This window comes from Gimesia panareensis (assembly GCF_007748155.1).
Taxonomy (GTDB): domain Bacteria; phylum Planctomycetota; class Planctomycetia; order Planctomycetales; family Planctomycetaceae; genus Gimesia; species Gimesia panareensis.
This window is the reverse complement of the sequence record NZ_CP037421.1, coordinates 7,617,183-7,635,233: the sequence shown is the minus strand read 5'-3', so window position 1 is coordinate 7,635,233 and position 18,051 is coordinate 7,617,183. Positions and strand designations below refer to the sequence as shown.

The window sequence follows — 18,051 nt, the reverse complement described above, 5'->3', positions numbered from 1 at the left end:
AAGGCTGTGCTCCACTTCAGAGTGAGGAGCACAGCGACTTGAAATTTTGTTTAGATTTCGGCCATCCAGTCCTGCAGAGCACGGACCTGAGGTGTGGCATCTTCGGCGAGTGCTTCGAGGGCTTTGACAACCGCCAGGCAGCCCGGGATCGTGGTGACGCAGGTGACGCCGTACGAGACCGAAGCTGAACGAATCTTGCCTTCGTCCGTCCGCGAGCCTTTACCACTGGGCGTGTTGAAGATGAACTGGACTTCCTGGTTGGCCATCATGTCGAGCAGGTTGGGCCGACCCTCTTTAAGCTTCTTGACGGTCGAGACTTCCAGGCCTGCTTCGCGGAGGACGCGGGCGGTGCCGGAAGTCGAGACGATCTTGAAGCCGAGTTCGATCAGCCGTCGGGCCGGATCGATGATCATGTCTTTGTAGAGGTCGGCCATGCTGATGAAGACGGTGCCTTCGGAGGGAAGATTCGTGTTGGCAGCCAGTTGACTTTTGGCGAAGGCCATCGCGAAGCCCTGTGAGATCCCCATGACTTCCCCGGTGGACCGCATTTCGGGGCCGAGGATGATGTCGACGCCCAGGAAGCGGGAGAAGGGGAAGACGCTCTCTTTGACCGAGGTGTGTTTGGGAGCGGGCTCTTTGGTGACGTTCTGTTCCAGCAGTGAGACGCCGGCCATGACTTTGGCGGCGACTTTCGGCAGCGGGAGCCCCGTGGCCTTGGAGACGAACGGCGAGGTCCGGCTGGCACGCGGGTTGACCTCGAGGATATAGACGATGTAGTCGTCATCGGTCTTTTTGACGGCGAACTGGATATTCATCAGGCCTTTGACCTTCAGTTCGCGGGCGAGGGCATGTGTGGCCCGTTTGATTTCGTCGATGACGGAATCGGGCAGCGAGTGCGGCGGCAGGACACAGGCGGAGTCGCCCGAGTGCACGCCGGCTTCTTCGATGTGTTCCATCACGCCGCCCACGAGCGTGGTAATGCCGTCGGAGATGGCGTCGACGTCGACTTCGATTGCATCTTCAAGGAACTGGTCGACAAGCACCGGATGATCGGGAGAGGCGTTGACCGCTTCGTTCATGTAGCGGACCAGCGATTCTTCGTCGTAGCAGATTTCCATGGCCCGGCCGCCGAGCACGTAGCTGGGGCGAACCAGAATCGGATAGCTGATTTTACTGGCGACATTGCGTGCGCTCTCGATATCGGTAGCGATGCCGTTCGGCGGCTGGTGCAGTTCGAGTTTCTCGAGAATCGCCTGGAAGCGTTCGCGGTCTTCGGCAGCATCGATCATTTCGGGGCTGGTACCGATGATGTTGATGCCGGCTGCTTCGAGTCCGCGTGCCAGGTTGAGCGGAGTCTGTCCGCCGAACTGCACGATGACACCGTCGGGCTGCATGCGGTCGCAGATGTTAAGGACATCCTCGGTGGTCAGCGGTTCGAAGAACAGGTGGTCGGAGGTGTCATAGTCGGTGGAAACCGTTTCGGGGTTCGAGTTGACCATGATACTTTCGATGCCCAGTTCCTGGAGGGCGAAGGAAGCTTGGCAGCAGCAGTAGTCGAATTCGATCCCCTGTCCGATGCGGTTGGGGCCGCCGCCCAGAATCATGATGCGGCGTTTGTGATCGGGGTTGCCCGGCGTTTCGTCTTCGTCTTCATAGGTCGAGTAGAAGTAAGGCGTGTAGGCTTCGAACTCGGCAGCACAGGTATCGACCTGTTTGAACGTGGCTTCAATGCCCAGTCCTTTGCGGTACTGGCGGACATCCATTTCGGTGGAGTCGAGCCAGAAGGCGAGCTGTTTGTCGGAGTAGCCGTGCTGTTTAGCCTGTTTCATGAAGGCGTAGTCCAGGTCTTCCAGCCGGGAGGCCGCACGGATTTTATCTTCAAATTCGACCAGCTGGCGGATGTGGTTCAGGAACCAGGGATCGATGTCGCTGAGTTCGTGAATCTGCTCAACGGTCATGCCCTGCTTGAAGGCATAACGCAGGTAAAACATCCGCTCATCGTTGGGGACCGACAGCATGGACTGGATTTTGTCTTTGGACGGTTGTTTGGAAGTTCCCCAGAGGTCCTTGTTGCCGCCTCCCAGGCCAAAGTGACCGATTTCCAGACCGCGGAGTGCTTTCTGCAGCGACTCTTTGAAGGTCCGGCCGATGGACATGGTTTCGCCGACCGATTTCATCTGTACGGTGAGGACCGGGTCGGCATCGGGGAACTTTTCGAAGGTCCAGCGAGGGATCTTGGTGACGACGTAATCGATGGTCGGTTCGAAACAGGCGAGTGTTTCGCGGGTGATGTCGTTACGGATTTCATCGAGGCGATAACCGACGGCGAGCTTGGCTGCGATTTTGGCAATCGGGAAGCCGGTCGCCTTGGAGGCGAGTGCACTGGAGCGGCTGACGCGGGGGTTCATTTCGATGATCGTCATGCGGCCCGTATCGGGGTTGATGGCGAACTGCACATTGGAACCGCCGGTCTCGACGCCGATCTCGCGGATACAGGCGATGGTGGCGTCCCGCATCCGCTGGTATTCCTTATCGGTCAGGGTCTGGGCAGGAGCGACGGTAATCGAATCGCCGGTATGCACGCCCATCGGGTCGAAGTTTTCGATCGAGCAGATGATGACGACGTTGTCGGCCTGATCCCGCATGACCTCCATCTCGTACTCTTTCCAGCCGAGGATGGATTCTTCGAGCAGCACTTCATTGACGGGAGAGAGAGCCAGACCGCTGCGAACTTTTTCTTCGAACTCTTCGCGGTTGTAGGCGACGCCCCCCCCGGTGCCCCCCAGGGTGTAGCTGGCGCGGATGATGATTGGCAGGCCGATGTCTTTGACCGCGGCGTTGGCTTCTTCCATGTTGTGGACCACGGCACTGCGCGGGCAGTCGAGGCCGATTTTAGTCATTGCTTCTTTGAACTGGTCGCGGCTTTCGGCTTTGGCGATGACTTCTTCTTTCGCACCGATCAGTTCGACCCCCAGTTGATCGAGGATCCCGCGGCGGGCGAGGTCCATCGCGGCGTTGAGTCCGGTCTGTCCGCCGAGCGTGGGCAGCAGGGCGTCCGGCTTTTCGATCTCAATAACTTTCTGGATGTACTGCCAGGTGATCGGTTCGATGTAGGTGCGATGAGCGGTATCCGGGTCCGTCATGATGGTGGCGGGGTTGGAGTTGACCAGCACCACTTCGTAGCCATCTTCACGGAGGGCCTTGCAGGCCTGCGTTCCCGAGTAGTCAAATTCACATGCCTGTCCGATGACAATCGGACCGGAGCCAATGATCAGAATCTTCTTAATGTCGTCGCGTCTAGGCACTGTTTTAGATCACTTTCAGCAGCAAATGTACATTATCTTGCGGGTTACTGGCGAATTTCTGCGCAAATCTTCCCAACGTTAACAAGCACACCAAAATAATCAAGCAAGCCAGACCAGAAAGTGGCAGAACGACCTTCGAAACGTATTTCCTCTTTATTCAAATCAGATTCGCGGTCCGGTGTCAGTTGGAGTGTGGACGCAGAACGTTGATGAAATGCAGCAGACCGGAATCCGCCGGCTGCAGGTCACTGGCTCGTTTCAGAAGTTTCAGATCTGGTTGGAATCAGTGCAGAGAACTTCACGACTGAGTTGGAGTTCGCTGCGATAAGTAGAATCAGGCGAATAATTTTCGTGATGACTGCCGGATAAAGTGTATCGGCGGGTCCGGATTGTTGTGTCGATTGTGTGGATTCCGGTGAGATGAAGCCGCCAGCCGTAAGTCGTTACAGGAGAGAATTTTGGAGATCCATCTCCGATAACAGATCGAATTTCGTCCAGCTAAACAAATTAAATCCTTTCCCTCCACGCAGATACAGGTGATTGCCGCACTCAGGTTTTTTCAATGTGGGGTGTATCAAAAAGCGTTGCATTTCCACCACATGTTGAACGAACAGAACATAAGCTTGGAGAGGAAGCAGCGCTGTCAGGTCGAGTTCCCTCGCCAGCTGCTTCCTCAAAACAGACGACGGCCTGTAGAAAGGTGGGACGTTTCCCCAACTGAATAGACTGACCTGAGTAATCACGATTATGAATCTCCATCAGCAAATTGACATTATCTGGATCCTGATCTGCAGCATCTTTGTGCTGTTTATGCAGGCGGGGTTCTGCTGCCTGGAATCGGGGCTGTCCCGTTCCAAGAACAGCATTCATGTGGCGATCAAGAATATCGTTGATGTCAGTCTCGTGGGGGTGCTGTTCTGGATCTTCGGCTTTGGTCTGATGTTCGGGACGACGACCGGCGGTCTGATTGGGACATCCCACTTCCCGTTTATGACTCAGGAATCGAATGTATTTCTGTCGGCGTTCTTCCTGTTTCAACTGATGCTCTGCGCGACGGCGGCGACGATTGCTTCAGGCGCCTCAGCAGAGCGCATGCGATTTACCGCCTACCTGATTCTGGCAGTCGTGCTGGGGGGCGTGATCTACCCGGTTTTCGGACACTGGGTGTGGACCAGTCATTTCGCGGGGAAAGCGCCGGGCTGGCTGGAGATGCTGGGCTTTCGTGATTTCAGTGGATCGACGGTCGTGCATTCGATTGGTGCCTGGGCGGCCCTGGCTTCGATCATGATCATCGGGCCGCGCAACGGTCGATTTGAGCAGGAACAAACCGCACGAAAATTCAAAGGACATAATCTGACACTGGCAACGACCGGGGTGTTTATTCTCTGGATCGGCTGGTTCGGATTCAACGGGGGAAGTGAATTCGGATTTACAGCCCACGTGCCCCAGATTCTGATTAATACGTTTCTGGCGTCTGCCTTTGGGGCAATTACTTTATTGGTCTGGCAGTTCTACCAGCGGAAACAGATTGAAATTGAAAACATTCTGAACGGCCTGCTGGCCGCACTGGTTGCCAGCAGTGCCAGCTGCGATGTCGTTTCTCCCATTTCAGCTGTGGTAATTGGGATCGTCGCTGCGATCGTGATGGAAGCCAGCAGCTGGTTGCTGGAACGGTGTCGGCTGGATGATACGATCGGCGTAATTCCCGTGCATGGTTTTGCCGGTGTCTGGGGGACCCTGGCGGTTGCCCTGTTTATTCCGGCGGAAATGTTGACCCGAACGCGATTCGAACAGTTCTGTGTGCAGTTGCTGGGTTGCACGATCTGTTTTATCTGGTGCTTCTCTTTCTGCTGGGTGACCCTGCGGGTGGTCAGTAAATTCATGCGATTGCGTGTGACCTCCGAAGAGGAAGAGATGGGCCTGAATATGGCAGAGCACGGTGCGACGACCGAAATGTACGATCTGCTCAATTCCATGGAACAGCATATCCAGGGAGATTCGACTCCGATTGAAGATCTGGATGAATACAGTGACGTGGGGCTGATTGCCCGCCAGTATAACCGGGTGACCCAGGTGCGAGACCAGGCACTCAGTCAATTACAGGACCGTACGGATAAACTGGAACAGGCCCGGAGTGAGCTCGAAGTACAGGCTGCACATCTACGGCAGGCTTCACTGGATGCGGAAGCGGCTTCCCGCGCCAAAAGCGAATTTCTGGCGAACATGAGCCACGAAATCCGCACGCCGATGACGGCGGTACTGGGTTATACCGATGTGCTGCTGGAAGAGAGCTGGGGACGTCCGAGCTCCATCAAATTAATCGAAGTCATTCAACGGAATGGAAATTACCTGCTGGATCTGATCAATGATATTCTGGATCTCTCCAAAATTGAATCGGGGAGCCTGACCATTGAGACGATCCCCTTCTCACTGATGGAAAAACTGCAGGAAATCCAGGCGCTGATGAATGTGCGGGCGGAACTTCAGGAAATTGATTTTACCCTGACTTTTGCAGGCAAAGTTCCTGTCGAGATCCAAAGTGATCCTACGCGTCTCAAACAGATTCTGATTAACCTGATTGGGAATGCGATCAAGTTCACTCCCGACGGAGGGAGCGTCTCGGTAGAAACATCCTGCCTGAACGCCGAAGCTCACGAACCGATACTGCAGTTCAAAATTAAAGATACGGGCATCGGCATGACCGCCGATCAAGTTGCTGGATTGTATCAGCCCTTCGTCCAGGCCGATTCCTCGACCACTCGGAAATTCGGGGGGACTGGACTGGGGCTGGCAATCAGCAAGCGGCTGGCCGAGATGCTGGGTGGTGACCTGACGTGTGAAAGTACTCCGGATGTGGGGACGACATTCACCCTGCAGATCCGGATCGGTGATGCTGAATCACTCAAGTTTCATGCTGACCCGCAGGCTGCACTTGTGGCTGCTTCTCAGAAAACCAGCCTCCCTGCCCAGCAACCGGTGCAGACTTCTGTCCGTCAATGCAGGGTCCTGCTGGCGGAAGATGGCGAAGACAACCAGCGGCTGATTTCCATGTTGCTCAAAAAAGAAGGTGCCGAGGTGCAGCTGGCAGAAAACGGCGAAATTGCCGTTCACCACGCCCTTGATGCACAGGAACAGGGGAATCCCTTCGATGTGATTCTGATGGATATGTCGATGCCGGTCCTGGATGGATACGGGGCAACCCGCAAGTTGCGTGCGGAGGGTTGTACTCTGCCGATCATTGCCTTGACCGCACATGCGATGAGTGGCGACCGCGAGAAATGCATGGCAGCGGGTTGTACGGACTATGCCACCAAGCCAGTCAAACGGGAAAAACTGCGGCAGCTGATCGAGACCTATCAGCAGACGGCTCCGGTCGGTACTGATCAGGATTAAGCGATCTTACTCTGAGAGTTCAAGCCGCTCGCGGTTGCGTTTCAGAAATTCGTCGGCCCAGTAATAACCTTCGAGCAGCCCTTCTGTCTCATAGCCCATCAGATGGTAGGCGATAAAGATCGCTTCGATCGTGGCCAGCCCGGCGGTAGGATCTTCGAACTGTTTCGAGACGCGCGGATAAGCGGTTTCCCAGACGGGCAGACTGCGGACGGGTAACTCCTGGTAATCCGCTTCCATCTTTTCCGCCAGACGCCAGGTGCCATCCAGTACCAGCAGCCCCTTATCGGCGTCAGCCCGGCTGATTTCCGGGCCTCCCATTCCGAGACGCACATAAGAGGTCAGTTTCTCAGGTTCTTTGCGGGGAAACTTCCAGAAGACAAAATCATCCCGCTGGCGCAGGGGTTGCACGGTGCATTTACTTTTTCGTTCTTTGGGATGGACAACGATGATCGTGGGGGGATGGGAAGCAGACACGATTTCAGATTTCAGTTGATGAAAGATGATTCACAGGACGGCCCGTCTCCAACCGATGCGGGCAGCGGGATCACAGGCTCAGGCGCTTTCCTGGACCTTCTTGATGAGTTCTTCCTGGTCGGCGATTTCTTTTTCCAGGCTTGCCACTTCCTGGGGGTCGTCCATCTGGGCTTTGGCACCGGTCAGACGCTGACGTAATTTCTGGATTTTCTGGCGGGCGACGTCGATCTGTTTTTTCTGTTTTTTATTCAAACCCATGATTCAAACGCTTTCTCATGTTGCAGGTGACAAATGGTATCCGGAGGGCGAGTATAGCACAAACCCAGCCGGGATAACATAGCCCCCGTTCGTCTCAACTCTGAAAAAACAGGCTCAGACAACTCAGGCACATCACTGCCAGAAAGGTTAGCGCACCGATGGAGAACCGCCAGAGAAGCAGCTGCTCGACGACAATCAGTGCCAGTACCGTCAGCAACAGATTTTCCGAGAGCCCGGTCTGCACCGTGCGTTCTGCGGGAAGCTCGGTCGTCAAAAGAGAGACCGTGTCCGGCCTGCGGAAATAGTGAGGGGGGATCACCTGGGGCCCGATATGTGCCAGATCACTTTCCAGCGGGGAGACATTCACGGCGAACAGCATTTTTTCTGCCGTCGAGACGCCCCAGTCCAGTTCGTAAATTCCCGAGAGTTGTGTCTGATCAAAGGTAATCATCCGCGATTCCGCATTCCGGTTGAGGACGCTCCGCAGTGGGTATTCTTCCCGGTTGGGGGCCAGCATCCGGGGCGTCAGCGCGAGTTGATCTTCCCGGGCGAGGATTTCCAGGGGCTGGCCGACCAGAGATTCCCGTCGGCCCCATTTGCCGGTGGCGACATCCAGTACGAATTCATTCATCATCGGGGGGAAACTGGGCCAGACCGCCCAGCTGCCCCAGCGGCGGTCGAGCGCGGTGGTGATCAGCAGGATTTTCCCGCGTCCGAGTGTGCTCTCGATCACGGCAGGATCGCCGGTGTCATAATTGAGGACCAGCCGGGTATTCGAGTCGGGCGGGACTTCGGTCTGGACGTATTCATAGATCTGGGTCGTTTCCAGGCCGGCATCCGGATTGCCTTTGAAAATTTCGATCACGGGATGCTGATACTGCAGCGGGTCGAACTCAAAGATCTGCGATTTCTGTTTGGCATCACCGCGCCGGTCCAGCAGCTTGAGGTTCATCAGGCCGGAGCCGGGTTGAAAGAGTGTCTGATTGTAATTATTCGCATCGACCTGGTCGCCCAGGCTGACGATCAGGCCACCTCCCCGTTTGACATAGCCTTTGAGCAGATCGCGCTCGTGATCGGTGAACAGGGCCACATCGCAGATGACGACCGAGTCGTAGAGTTCCAGTTCGGTGTTGGCCAGTTCGCCTTCACTGATAACATGCGGTTTGATGACTCCCTGCCAGGGCTGTTCCCTGAGAGAAGGAGACAGAGCCAGTTCGAGGAAATCGGTGGCCTTGCCCATCGCTTCACCCGATTGCCTGCCATTGACGAGCAGCACATTGATCTCTTTCTTGACCGGCATGACTTTCCAGCGGCGGTTATCCAGTGGCAGCTGATCCTCGGCTATTCTGGCTTCGAGTCGATGGTCGCCGATTCTGGTAAACTGGTGAGTGAATTCCGCGTGGGTGTCTGTATTTGCGGGCAGGTTGACCGGTTTCTGATTCACCAGTTGATCATCGACATACAGTTGCAGGTTGACCCCTTCCCGATTCAGGGGGCTGAAATTGTGGAGCGTGACACTCAGCCTGACCGGCTGATTGAGTGTGGCAAAAACGGACGGGCTGTCAAAATCGACGATCGCCAGATTGGGTTCATCCGTCTGACCGACGTCTTTGAGAACGAGTGTCGCTTTCTTCGAAATCGCGTCCAGCAGGGAAAGCACCCGGGCATCGCCGGCTTCGCTTTCGAGGGGCGCCCAGCTTTCCGCCTGAAAATCGCTGATCACGATCACTTCCTTCTGGGCCAGTTCCTGTGCCTGTCCCAGGAACTCCAGCGCGCTCTGGAGGGACTGGGTGACATCGCCGTATTCTTCGGTTGGCTGCAGACGATTGATTTCATCCAGCACATACGACTGCTGTCGGGACGGACGTGAGATGAGCGTCTGGGGGGAGACGCTGGAAATCTGAATGAGCTGGAAGGCATCTCCCGTATTCGAGTCAGAGACGAGCGCCTGTGCCATTTCTTTGGCTGTGGCGAATTTGTCCCGGTCCTCATTCTGCCAGCGCATGCTGAAGGATGTGTCGATCACCAGGATCCGGTGTACGGGGGCCGCGGTTTCGAAGAACGCCCCTCTGGCTGACCAGTAAGGACGCGAAAAGGCAATCGCCAGCAGCAGCAGGATCAGGCAGCGGACCAGCAGGATCAGCAGCTGTTCGAAGCGGACCCGCCGTGAATATTTTTTCGTGGCAGCCAGCAGGAATTTCATCGCCGCCCATTCCGTTTCGATGAACTTCCGCTTGTGCAGCAGGTGGATCAGCACGGGAACACCTGCCGCGAGCAGTCCCATCAGCAGCCAGGGACTGGCGAATCCGAATGCCAACAGGGGCTGTGTTAAAAAGTGAGTCATGAAACGTATCTTGGCGAATGTTTAAGAACCGACGCGGGACTGGCGATGCGACAGGAACGCTGAGAGCGCCACGTCGAGAGACTGATCGGTCCGGATCAGGCTGTAATCCATTTTCAAATCGCGACAGCCGCGCTGAACTTCTTTGAGAAACTTTTCGAACTCCTCCTGATAGGCTTTCTTCAGGGCCCGGGGTTCGACCATCTGTTCGGGAAGATTTTCCAATCCGTGAAACAGGACCGGTTCCTGAAACGGGAAATCCTGCTCCGCGGGATCGATGACCTGCAGCAGACTGACATCGTGTTTACGGTGCCGAAAATGTTTGAGACCCAGCAAAACCGATTCGAGATCGTCAAACAGATCGCTGATGATGATGATCAGGCTGCGGCGGTTAATGCGTTCGGCCAACTCGTGAAAGACGTTTCCCAGACCGGATTCTCCCGCGACCGGAGTTTTTTCCAGCGTGTGATAGATCTGTTTGAGATGCGTGGGCTGGCTGGCGGGTCTGAGAAAATCCAGGATGTGGTCATTCACGGTGCACAGTCCCGCGGCGTCCTGCTGTTTAATGACGACGTAAGCCAGGGCGGCAGCGACCAGCCGGGCATACTCCCACTTGGAGAGAGCGGCATTTGTGGACTTGTAGCGCATCGATTCACTGCAGTCAATCAGCAGGTAGCAGGTGAAATTGGTTTCGGCTTCGTACTGTTTCAGGTAGTAGCGGTCCGACTTGGCATAAACTTTCCAGTCGACATACCGCAGGTCATCGCCGATCGCGTATTCGCGGTGCTGCGCGAACTCGGCGGAGAAGCCGTGGAAGGGGCTTTTGTGGGACCCCGAGACATAGCCTTCCACAATCTGCCGCGCCGCCAGGTCCAGATTCTGAACTTTAGCGAGCGTCTGCGGATCTAAATACTTGTGGTAATCGTCCATCCAGTTTTTCCTGCGAGGAATCGACGGGGATGAGGTCTATCAGGCGATCGACGATTTTGTCGGGAGTCATCCCATCGGCTTCCGCATTGAAATTGGTAATGATCCGATGCCGCAGCACGGGGTGTGCGACCGCGCGGACATCATCGGTGCTGACATACAGTCTGCCATGCAGAATGGCCCGGGCCTTGGCACTCAGAACGAGGTTCTGACTGGCGCGGGGGCCGGCACCCCAGCTGACATAATTGCGGATGAAGTCGGGGATGTCTGCCGCCTGGGTATCGTCGGTGGGACTGATGCGGGTCATGCGGGCGAAATGCATCGCATAGCGGATGACATGATCGGCCACGGGAACGCGTCGGACCAGCGACTGAAACGCCTGCAGTTCTTCGAGGTCGAGAACTTTCTGGACCGTATAAGTTTCATCAGAGGTCGTCTGCCTGACGATGGCGAACTCTTCTTCTTCGCTGGGATACTCAACCTTGATTTCAAACATGAAGCGGTCGAGCTGTGCTTCAGGGAGGGGGTAGGTGCCTTCCTGTTCGATCGGGTTCTGCGTGGCGAGCACAAAGAACGGGACCGGCAGTTTGTGTTTGCGTCCGCCCGCGGTGACCTGATGCTCCTGCATCGCTTCCAGCAGCGCCGCCTGGGTTTTGGGAGGCGTACGGTTGATTTCATCTGCGAGGACCACATTGGCAAACACGGGGCCTGCCAGGAATTTGAAGTCCCGGTTCCCGGTGATTTTATCTTCCTGAATCACATCGGTTCCGGTGATATCAGCGGGCATCAGATCGGGCGTGAACTGCACGCGATTGAACGAAAGATTCAGGGTATCGGCGAGGGTATGCACGATGAGTGTTTTGGCCAGCCCCGGTACTCCCACCAGCAGGCTGTGTCCCCCTGCCAGTAATGAGACCATCAGCTCTTCCACAACCTTATGCTGACCAATCACCACGCGATTGACTTCATTCAGGAGTCGTTCGTAGGCCTGATGTAATTTTTCAACGGCTTCCAGATCGGAAGCTTCCATTGGAGGATCGCTGCTCACAGTGTTGTCAGATTCCTGTTCGAAGAAAGAAATGCCGCCCGCCTGAGATACGTACCTCTATTGTGACGGGCAGACCTGTGAAGATGCAAGGCTGTTTGACGGTCTTCTCAGCTGTCAGCGCCTTTTGCCCCCCAGGGAGCGATCTGGGTCAGACCTTTTCGGGTCTTGAGGTCGGCATAACAGTCCGGCAGATCAAAGCTGGTCAATACGTTGGGGACCAGCGTCGATAGCGGCCAGTGGTAATGTTCTGTTTCGGCGATGTCGCTGAAAGAGGTCAACGCATTTTTCAGTGTGACCTGCTTGACGTGCGGCGAGAACTGGGCTGCGAACGTCGCGGGCAGCGCGCCCCAGCCGCGACCGATCAGATGAACGTCGGTATGCCCGTTGGCAGCGAGCCAGTCCAGTACGCGGAGGACGTCGAAGGTCTTCTGTCCGGTATAAGGATCATCCAGCATGATCGAATGTGCGGCGTAGAAATAATCACTCCCGTAAGGTGTGAAGTAAGAGTTCGGGTTGGTGGTGTCGGGCATTGATTCCCCGACCCCCCGCACATCGCAGGTATAAAGGACGCGCTCCTGATCCTGGCTGGCGGTTTTCAGCAGCGGCTCTTCTTTCAGTTCTGCATCGGCAGAGACGTGCGAAATATAGAGCGTCGCTTTTTTCCCTGCGTTCTGGGGCGGACGCGAATAGAGCCGCTCATCAGAAACGCGATAGACGATCGCCTGGATTCCGTGTTCGGTTTCGACGGCATAAGTGATCGCATATTTCAGAGGATAGCCTTTGCCTCCCCGGTTGCGGAGGATGCGATAATCGGGAGTACCTTCGATGTGTTTCAGTCGCAACGTTTCCGCGACGGCGGACTGCAGGGCGGCTCCGGATTTCGGTTTGCGCTGTTTCGCCAGTTCCCGGGCGCGTTCTGCCGTGAATTCGTGAAGGGGCCTGGAGCCGAGGTCTGCCACGGAGTTTTTGGGCGTGCACCAGAGCGTTTCATCTTTTTCAATGGTCAGTTCGGGTTCTTTGTCCTGATCCGAAACGCCGGTGGCTTTGTTGAACCATGCATACATGGCTTCGCGGTTTTCCTGGGAATAGCCATGATAGGTTGGACCGACAAAGTGCGAGACGTTCTCTTCGTGCCCCAGCAGTTTGTAGAGCCGCTTGAGCCGCAGGTAGGCTTCGCGGGCGCCGCGGACGTCGAAATAATCCCGTTCTTTACTGAGGATGCGCACGGGCTTGGGAGCCTGGGCGGCCAGGAAGTCGGCATGATCCAGTTCCAGGGCCAGCACTTTCGGCGGGCACTGTTCGGTGTCTGCGGGGAGCTCGTTCTCCATGTTGCGGCGGAAGGTGGTGACAAAGCAACTGGGGGCGGCCATCGTCCACCGCGGTTCCACGCCACACAGCCAGGTGGTCATCGTGCCGCCTCCCGAATTCCCGGTGACGCCGACCTGTTTCGGATCGACTTCTTTCCGGGTCAGCAGGTAATCCAGGGCACGTACGCCGTCCCAGGCGCGCCACATCGACAGATTCTCGCCGACGAGAAACTGCTGATTGCCGCCGTGCAGATGCTCGCGGACGCCCACGCCGATCGTGGATTTCAGGTCATCGCCGCTGTACTGGATCCGCTCTCCCTGTCCGATGGGGTCGTAGATCAGCACGACATACCCTTTGCGGGCCAGTCCCTGTGAGAAGGACTGATAGGCAGTTTCGGCTTTCCCGTTCGAAGAATGACCGCAGGTGCCGACCACACCGGGAACCGGTTTGGTGATGCCTTTGGGAATATACAGGTTGGCTGTCACCAGAAATCCGGGGCGACTTTCAAAGATGACGTTCTCGATGGTGTAGGTATCACGGTCGGTGGTTTTGGTGACCTTCGCGTTCAGCGGGGTGCGTTCCGGCTCGGGCCCGAATGCCTCGCGGATCCGTTTCTGGACGGATTCGACGTACGCTTCCGCGTCTGCTTTGGTTTTCAAAGCGTCCAGTCGCGCAATTGTTTTGGCTTCCTGATCCCGGACCCGGTCGACAAAGTATTCCTGGACCATGCGGGGAAAGCGGTTGAGGGCCGGGGCGGTCTGATCTGACGCAGCGGGAGCCGCGACCAGTTCCTGGATCACCAGATTTTCGAGCAGGCTCAAGCCAGCCAGACTGACACATCCTGTTTGCAGAAAAGAACGTCGTGAGAGAGAGTGTGCGTCGTCCATCGACTGTTGTGAGCCCGGCATAATAGTATGATCCTGATAAAACAATGTATGCAGATGCGATGATTCACTTCAAAATGGAATCGAGCTGAACAAAATGGAACAGCTGCCCCGATCATTGTGGTTTGTTAACAAAATTTCTTTTTCTTTACAATTGGCATCTCTATAATGAGATTGACTCCGAGAGTTGTACAGAAATTTTTTTATTGTTTTTTAGAATTCCCCTTCCACCGGGAACCGGTGGAACTTTCGGTTGAAAACCGTTACGGAATTCTGTAAAGCTGAACATGGAAAAATGAATGTGCTCTCCTTGCTACCGCAGCTTTGCCTATCAGAAATGGATCTTTAATGGAAGTTCGCTCCCAGCAGGAAACTGCCAGTCTGGTCAAGACACTTCACGACAACATCTCCAGTGTACTTATTGGCAAGCCAGAGGTGGTTCAACTCGCGATTGTCACCCTGCTGGCGGACGGCCACGTCTTAATCGAAGATGCACCGGGTGTGGGCAAAACCTCGCTGGCCAAAGCGATCGCCAAGAGCCTGCACTGCGATTACAAACGCGTGCAGTTCACCCCGGACATGCTGCCTTCGGATATTCTGGGGTCGAATGTCTTTCTGCCCAGCCTGGGAGAATTCGAATTCCGCAAAGGGCCGATCTTTACGAATGTGCTCCTGGCTGACGAAATCAACCGCACCCCACCGCGAACGCAGAGTGCCCTTCTGGAAGCGATGAATGAGGGGCAGGTCAGCGTCGAAGGACAGACGATTCCACTGGATCCCCCCTTCTTTGTGCTGGCAACGCAGAACCCTTACGAATTTGAAGGCACGTATCCCCTGCCCGAAAACCAGCTCGACCGCTTCATGATGTGTATCGAAATCGGTTACCCGGAACGCTCAATTGAGCGGGAAGTGCTGATTCAGCATCGGAAAGGCCAGCCGGTCGACACTCTGCAGTCAGTCGTATCCATTAAACAGTTGCGTGAAATGCAGCAGGCGGTGCTGAATGTCCGGGTCGATGATTCGCTGACCGACTACATTCTGGAAATCGTGGAAATGACGCGGAATCATCCCGAGCTGACGCTGGGCGTCAGTACCCGCGGTGCGATCACCTTTTCCCATGCCGTCCAGAGCCTCGCCTTCACCGAGGGGCGGGACTACGTGATTCCGGACGACATTAAGCAGTTGGCAGTGCCTGTGTTAGCACATCGTGTGATCACCCGCTCTCTGGTTCGTGAAAGCCAGCGTGTCCGGGCGACGGATATCATCCGTCAGATTCTGCAAAAGGTGGCGGTTCCCAGCTGAAAGTTAAAATAGGAAACCCCTCTGCGCCGGTGAAACGTCGGGAACGTACCGATTTTTGGACGTTCTGCTATTATTAAATAGTCGTCTGCTGCCGGATTGGATAAGATACGAGTACCCCACCATCGGCTCAGCCGACTTTCGAAGAAACGATTGCAGTCCCAAGTTGAAACAGGGCTCTGAAGCTTCTGCCCGCCCCTGGAGGAATAAAAATGGATTGGAACCCGACATCACTGAGGCGGTACGCCCTGATTCTCTGCATGCTTTTCATCAGCTCACACGGGAGCGCACTCATGTCGTCTGCCGGCGAAGAGAACCCGCAGGAAGGGAAGACTGAACAGAAACAGGAGGGGCAGTTCACCAACCGGCTGGCCAAGGAGACCAGTCCCTACCTGCTGCTCCACAAACACAATCCGGTTGACTGGTATCCCTGGGGGCCGGAAGCCTTCGAAAAAGCGAAGCAGGAAAACAAGGTCATTTTTCTCTCGGTCGGTTACAGCAGTTGTTACTGGTGCCACGTCATGGAGCGGCTGGTCTTCGAAAATCCGCAGATCGCCAAATACATGAACGAGAACTTCGTGAATATCAAAGTCGATCGGGAAGAACGGCCCGACATCGATGATATTTACATGACCTCACTCTCTGTCTATTTCCATCTGATCGGCGCCCCCTCGAGTGGAGGCTGGCCGCTGTCGATGTTTCTCACGCCCGATCGAGAGCCCTTCGCCGGCGGAACATATTTCCCGCCCACCGATCAGGGAGGCCAGATGAGCTTTCCCCGCGTGCTGCAGAAGGTGAATCAGCTCTGGAGCACGAACAAGGAGCAGGTCCAGCAGAGTGCGGCGATCATTGCGAAGGAGGTCGCCCGCCTGCAGAAAGAGGAAGGCGCCAAAGAGGCGATTTCCCTGGAAAACCGGCTCGTGATCGCCGGGGTTCGCTCGATCAATGCCAGCTATGATGCCGAGTATGGCGGGATCGATTTTTCGGATGTGACCCCCAACGCGCCCAAGTTTCCGACCACTTCGAAACTGGTGCTGTTGCAATATGATATTCAGGCAGCCGAGCAGAACCCGACCGCAGCGGAATCAGCGAAAGTTCTCTATCACACTCTGGACGCGATGGCCAATGGCGGAATCTACGATCACCTGGGCGGCGGTTTTCACCGTTACAGTACCGATCGTTACTGGCACGTGCCCCACTTTGAGAAAATGCTTTACGACAACGGTCAGCTGGCCGGCGTCTATGCCCGCGCGTTTGAGCAGACCGGCAAGCAGCAGTACAAGCAAGTCACTGAAGGCATCGTCGATTTTGTACTCCGCGAGCTGACCGATCCGCAGGGGGGCTTCTATTCCGCACTGGATGCGGAGACCGATGGGGTCGAAGGCGAACACTATGCCTGGTCGCAGGAAGAGTTGAAAAAAATTCTGGGAGATGACTATCCCCTGTTCGCCGAGTTTTATGGATTGAATGAACCGGCACGGTTCGATCATGGCTATGTCCTGCATCGCGTCACCACGCTGGAAAAACTCGCCGAGAAACACAACACCACAGCCGACGAACTGGCGTCGCAACTGGCCGCGTCGCGTGGGAAACTGCTCAGCGTTCGCAATCAGCGCAAGCCGCTGCTCAAGGATGATAAAATTCTGACCAGCTGGAACGGGTTGATGATCGAAGGCATGGCGACCGCCGGTCGTGTATTAAAGCGGCCCGAGTATACGGCTGCTGCTGAAAAGGCGGCGCAGTTTATTCTGGATCAGATGCGCGACAAAGAGGGGCACCTCTATCGCAGTTATCGCGGTGGCGAGGCCCGTCTGAACGCCTATCTGGACGATTATGCATTTCTCGTGCAGGGACTGCTGGCACTGCATCAGGCGACGGGCAAGCAGCAGTGGCTGGACGAAGCGCAACAGCTGACTGATCTGCAGATCGCCCTTTTCTGGGATCAGAAAGAACACGGCTTCTTCTTCACCACGCATGATCATGAGCAGCTGATTGCCCGTACGAAAAATGCCTATGATGCGGCGATTCCCTCCGGCAACAGTATCAGCGCCCGTAATCTGATTCTGCTGTCCGAATTGACGGGCGAGCCCCGTTATCGCCAGCACGCCGATCAGACGCTGCAGCTGTTCGGACGCATCATCAAACGTTATCCGGGACGCTGCGCACAACTCGTGCAGGCGGTCGGAGAATATCTCCAGACACCCGCTGATCAACGGCAGTCAGCGGTCTCGGCGTACGACGGTATTTTTGTTTCCCCGGAAGAGGGATCCGACCAACTGGTTGCCGTCAATCCGGGGCTGGAGCTGCTCGTCGCTGCAGGACTGGGACAGACCGCTCAGCAGAAAAAACAGGTGACTGCCAACGCGTACCTTTCAGTCGATAAACTTCCTGCCGGGAAGACATGCCAGGTGGCGATCGTGCTGAATATCGAGAAAGGCTGGCACATCAACCAAAACCCGTCCAGTCCCGATTTTCTCGTGCCAACCACGTTCTCGATCAAGTCGGCACAGAACCTGAAACTCAAGGACATCAAATATCCGGCGGGCCATCAATTCAAAGTCAGTGGCTTCGATGAACCGCTGCTCGTCTACGAAAAACAGGTGGTCATCCGGGGGACGCTGGAAATTCCCGCTTCCGCTGCCGGCAAAGAAGAGAAGCTCGAACTGCAGGTAAAATACCAGGCCTGTAACGATCAGACCTGCATCCGTCCCACGACGATCAGCAAGGTCGGCAAGTTTAAGGTGGCAGCACCGGGTGAAACCGTCAGACAGGTGAATCAGAAATGGTTCAAAACCGATTAGAGAAACTCAATCA

General features: G+C 55.7%; 10 protein-coding genes. 3 read left to right on the top strand and 7 right to left on the bottom strand.

Annotated features, from left to right (window positions below):
* Positions 1–50 precede the first annotated feature (50 nt).
* Positions 51–3,305 (bottom strand): carbamoyl-phosphate synthase large subunit, encoded by a 3,255-nt coding sequence (gene carB / locus Enr10x_RS28905; RefSeq protein ID WP_145115662.1) that lies wholly within the window; start codon positions 3,303–3,305, stop codon positions 51–53.
* A gap of 747 nt (positions 3,306–4,052) precedes the next feature.
* Between carB and amt the strand changes: the two genes are divergently transcribed.
* The gene (gene amt / locus Enr10x_RS28900; protein WP_145115660.1) at positions 4,053–6,698 is read left to right on the top strand and encodes an ammonium transporter; all 2,646 of its coding nucleotides are present in this window, start codon (positions 4,053–4,055) and stop codon (positions 6,696–6,698) included.
* Between the two features lie 6 nt (positions 6,699–6,704).
* Here the strand turns inward: amt and Enr10x_RS28895 are convergent, their stop codons facing one another.
* From Enr10x_RS28895 to Enr10x_RS28870, 6 genes are all read right to left on the bottom strand, one after another.
* Positions 6,705–7,172 carry a DTW domain-containing protein gene (locus Enr10x_RS28895; protein WP_145115657.1) on the bottom strand — a complete coding sequence of 156 codons (468 nt, stop codon included), beginning with the start codon at positions 7,170–7,172 and terminating at the stop codon, positions 6,705–6,707.
* A gap of 78 nt (positions 7,173–7,250) precedes the next feature.
* Complete coding sequence (locus Enr10x_RS28890) at positions 7,251–7,430, bottom strand: hypothetical protein (protein WP_145115655.1); 180 nt, start codon at positions 7,428–7,430, stop codon at positions 7,251–7,253.
* 94 nt (positions 7,431–7,524) lie between these two features.
* Entirely contained in the window at positions 7,525–9,774 is a 2,250-nt protein-coding gene (locus Enr10x_RS28885) for a VWA domain-containing protein (RefSeq protein WP_145115652.1), read from the bottom strand.
* Positions 9,775–9,795: 21 nt separating this feature from the next.
* Positions 9,796–10,701, bottom strand: coding sequence for a DUF58 domain-containing protein (locus Enr10x_RS28880; protein ID WP_145115649.1), 906 nt, complete (start codon positions 10,699–10,701; stop codon positions 9,796–9,798).
* Positions 10,658–11,728: an AAA family ATPase gene (locus tag Enr10x_RS28875; RefSeq protein ID WP_145115647.1), complete on the bottom strand. Its 1,071-nt coding sequence runs from the start codon at positions 11,726–11,728 to the stop codon at positions 10,658–10,660. The genes Enr10x_RS28880 and Enr10x_RS28875 overlap by 44 nt, the downstream gene beginning before the upstream one ends.
* Positions 11,729–11,853: 125 nt before the next feature.
* Positions 11,854–13,962 carry an alpha/beta hydrolase gene (locus Enr10x_RS28870; protein WP_145452491.1) on the bottom strand — a complete coding sequence of 703 codons (2,109 nt, stop codon included), beginning with the start codon at positions 13,960–13,962 and terminating at the stop codon, positions 11,854–11,856.
* 324 nt (positions 13,963–14,286) lie between these two features.
* Between Enr10x_RS28870 and Enr10x_RS28865 the strand changes: the two genes are divergently transcribed.
* Together Enr10x_RS28865 and Enr10x_RS28860 are read left to right on the top strand one after the other, a co-directional pair.
* Complete coding sequence (locus Enr10x_RS28865; RefSeq protein WP_145115641.1) at positions 14,287–15,240, top strand: AAA family ATPase; 954 nt, start codon at positions 14,287–14,289, stop codon at positions 15,238–15,240.
* Between the two features lie 290 nt (positions 15,241–15,530).
* On the top strand, positions 15,531–18,038 hold the full coding sequence (locus Enr10x_RS28860; protein WP_197997410.1) for a DUF255 domain-containing protein: 2,508 nt from the start codon (positions 15,531–15,533) through the stop codon (positions 18,036–18,038).
* Positions 18,039–18,051 lie beyond the last annotated feature (13 nt).

Coding starts and splice junctions, on each gene's coding strand:
- Enr10x_RS28860 (WP_197997410.1), top strand. CDS start 15,531: ATGTCGTCTGCCGGCGAAGAGAACCCGCAGGAAGGGAAGACTGAACAG.
- Enr10x_RS28885 (WP_145115652.1), bottom strand. CDS start 9,774: ATGACTCACTTTTTAACACAGCCCCTGTTGGCATTCGGATTCGCCAGT.
- Enr10x_RS28870 (WP_145452491.1), bottom strand. CDS start 13,962: ATGCCGGGCTCACAACAGTCGATGGACGACGCACACTCTCTCTCACGA.
- Enr10x_RS28880 (WP_145115649.1), bottom strand. CDS start 10,701: ATGGACGATTACCACAAGTATTTAGATCCGCAGACGCTCGCTAAAGTT.
- Enr10x_RS28875 (WP_145115647.1), bottom strand. CDS start 11,728: ATGGAAGCTTCCGATCTGGAAGCCGTTGAAAAATTACATCAGGCCTAC.
- Enr10x_RS28890 (WP_145115655.1), bottom strand. CDS start 7,430: ATGGGTTTGAATAAAAAACAGAAAAAACAGATCGACGTCGCCCGCCAG.
- Enr10x_RS28865 (WP_145115641.1), top strand. CDS start 14,287: ATGGAAGTTCGCTCCCAGCAGGAAACTGCCAGTCTGGTCAAGACACTT.
- amt (WP_145115660.1), top strand. CDS start 4,053: ATGAATCTCCATCAGCAAATTGACATTATCTGGATCCTGATCTGCAGC.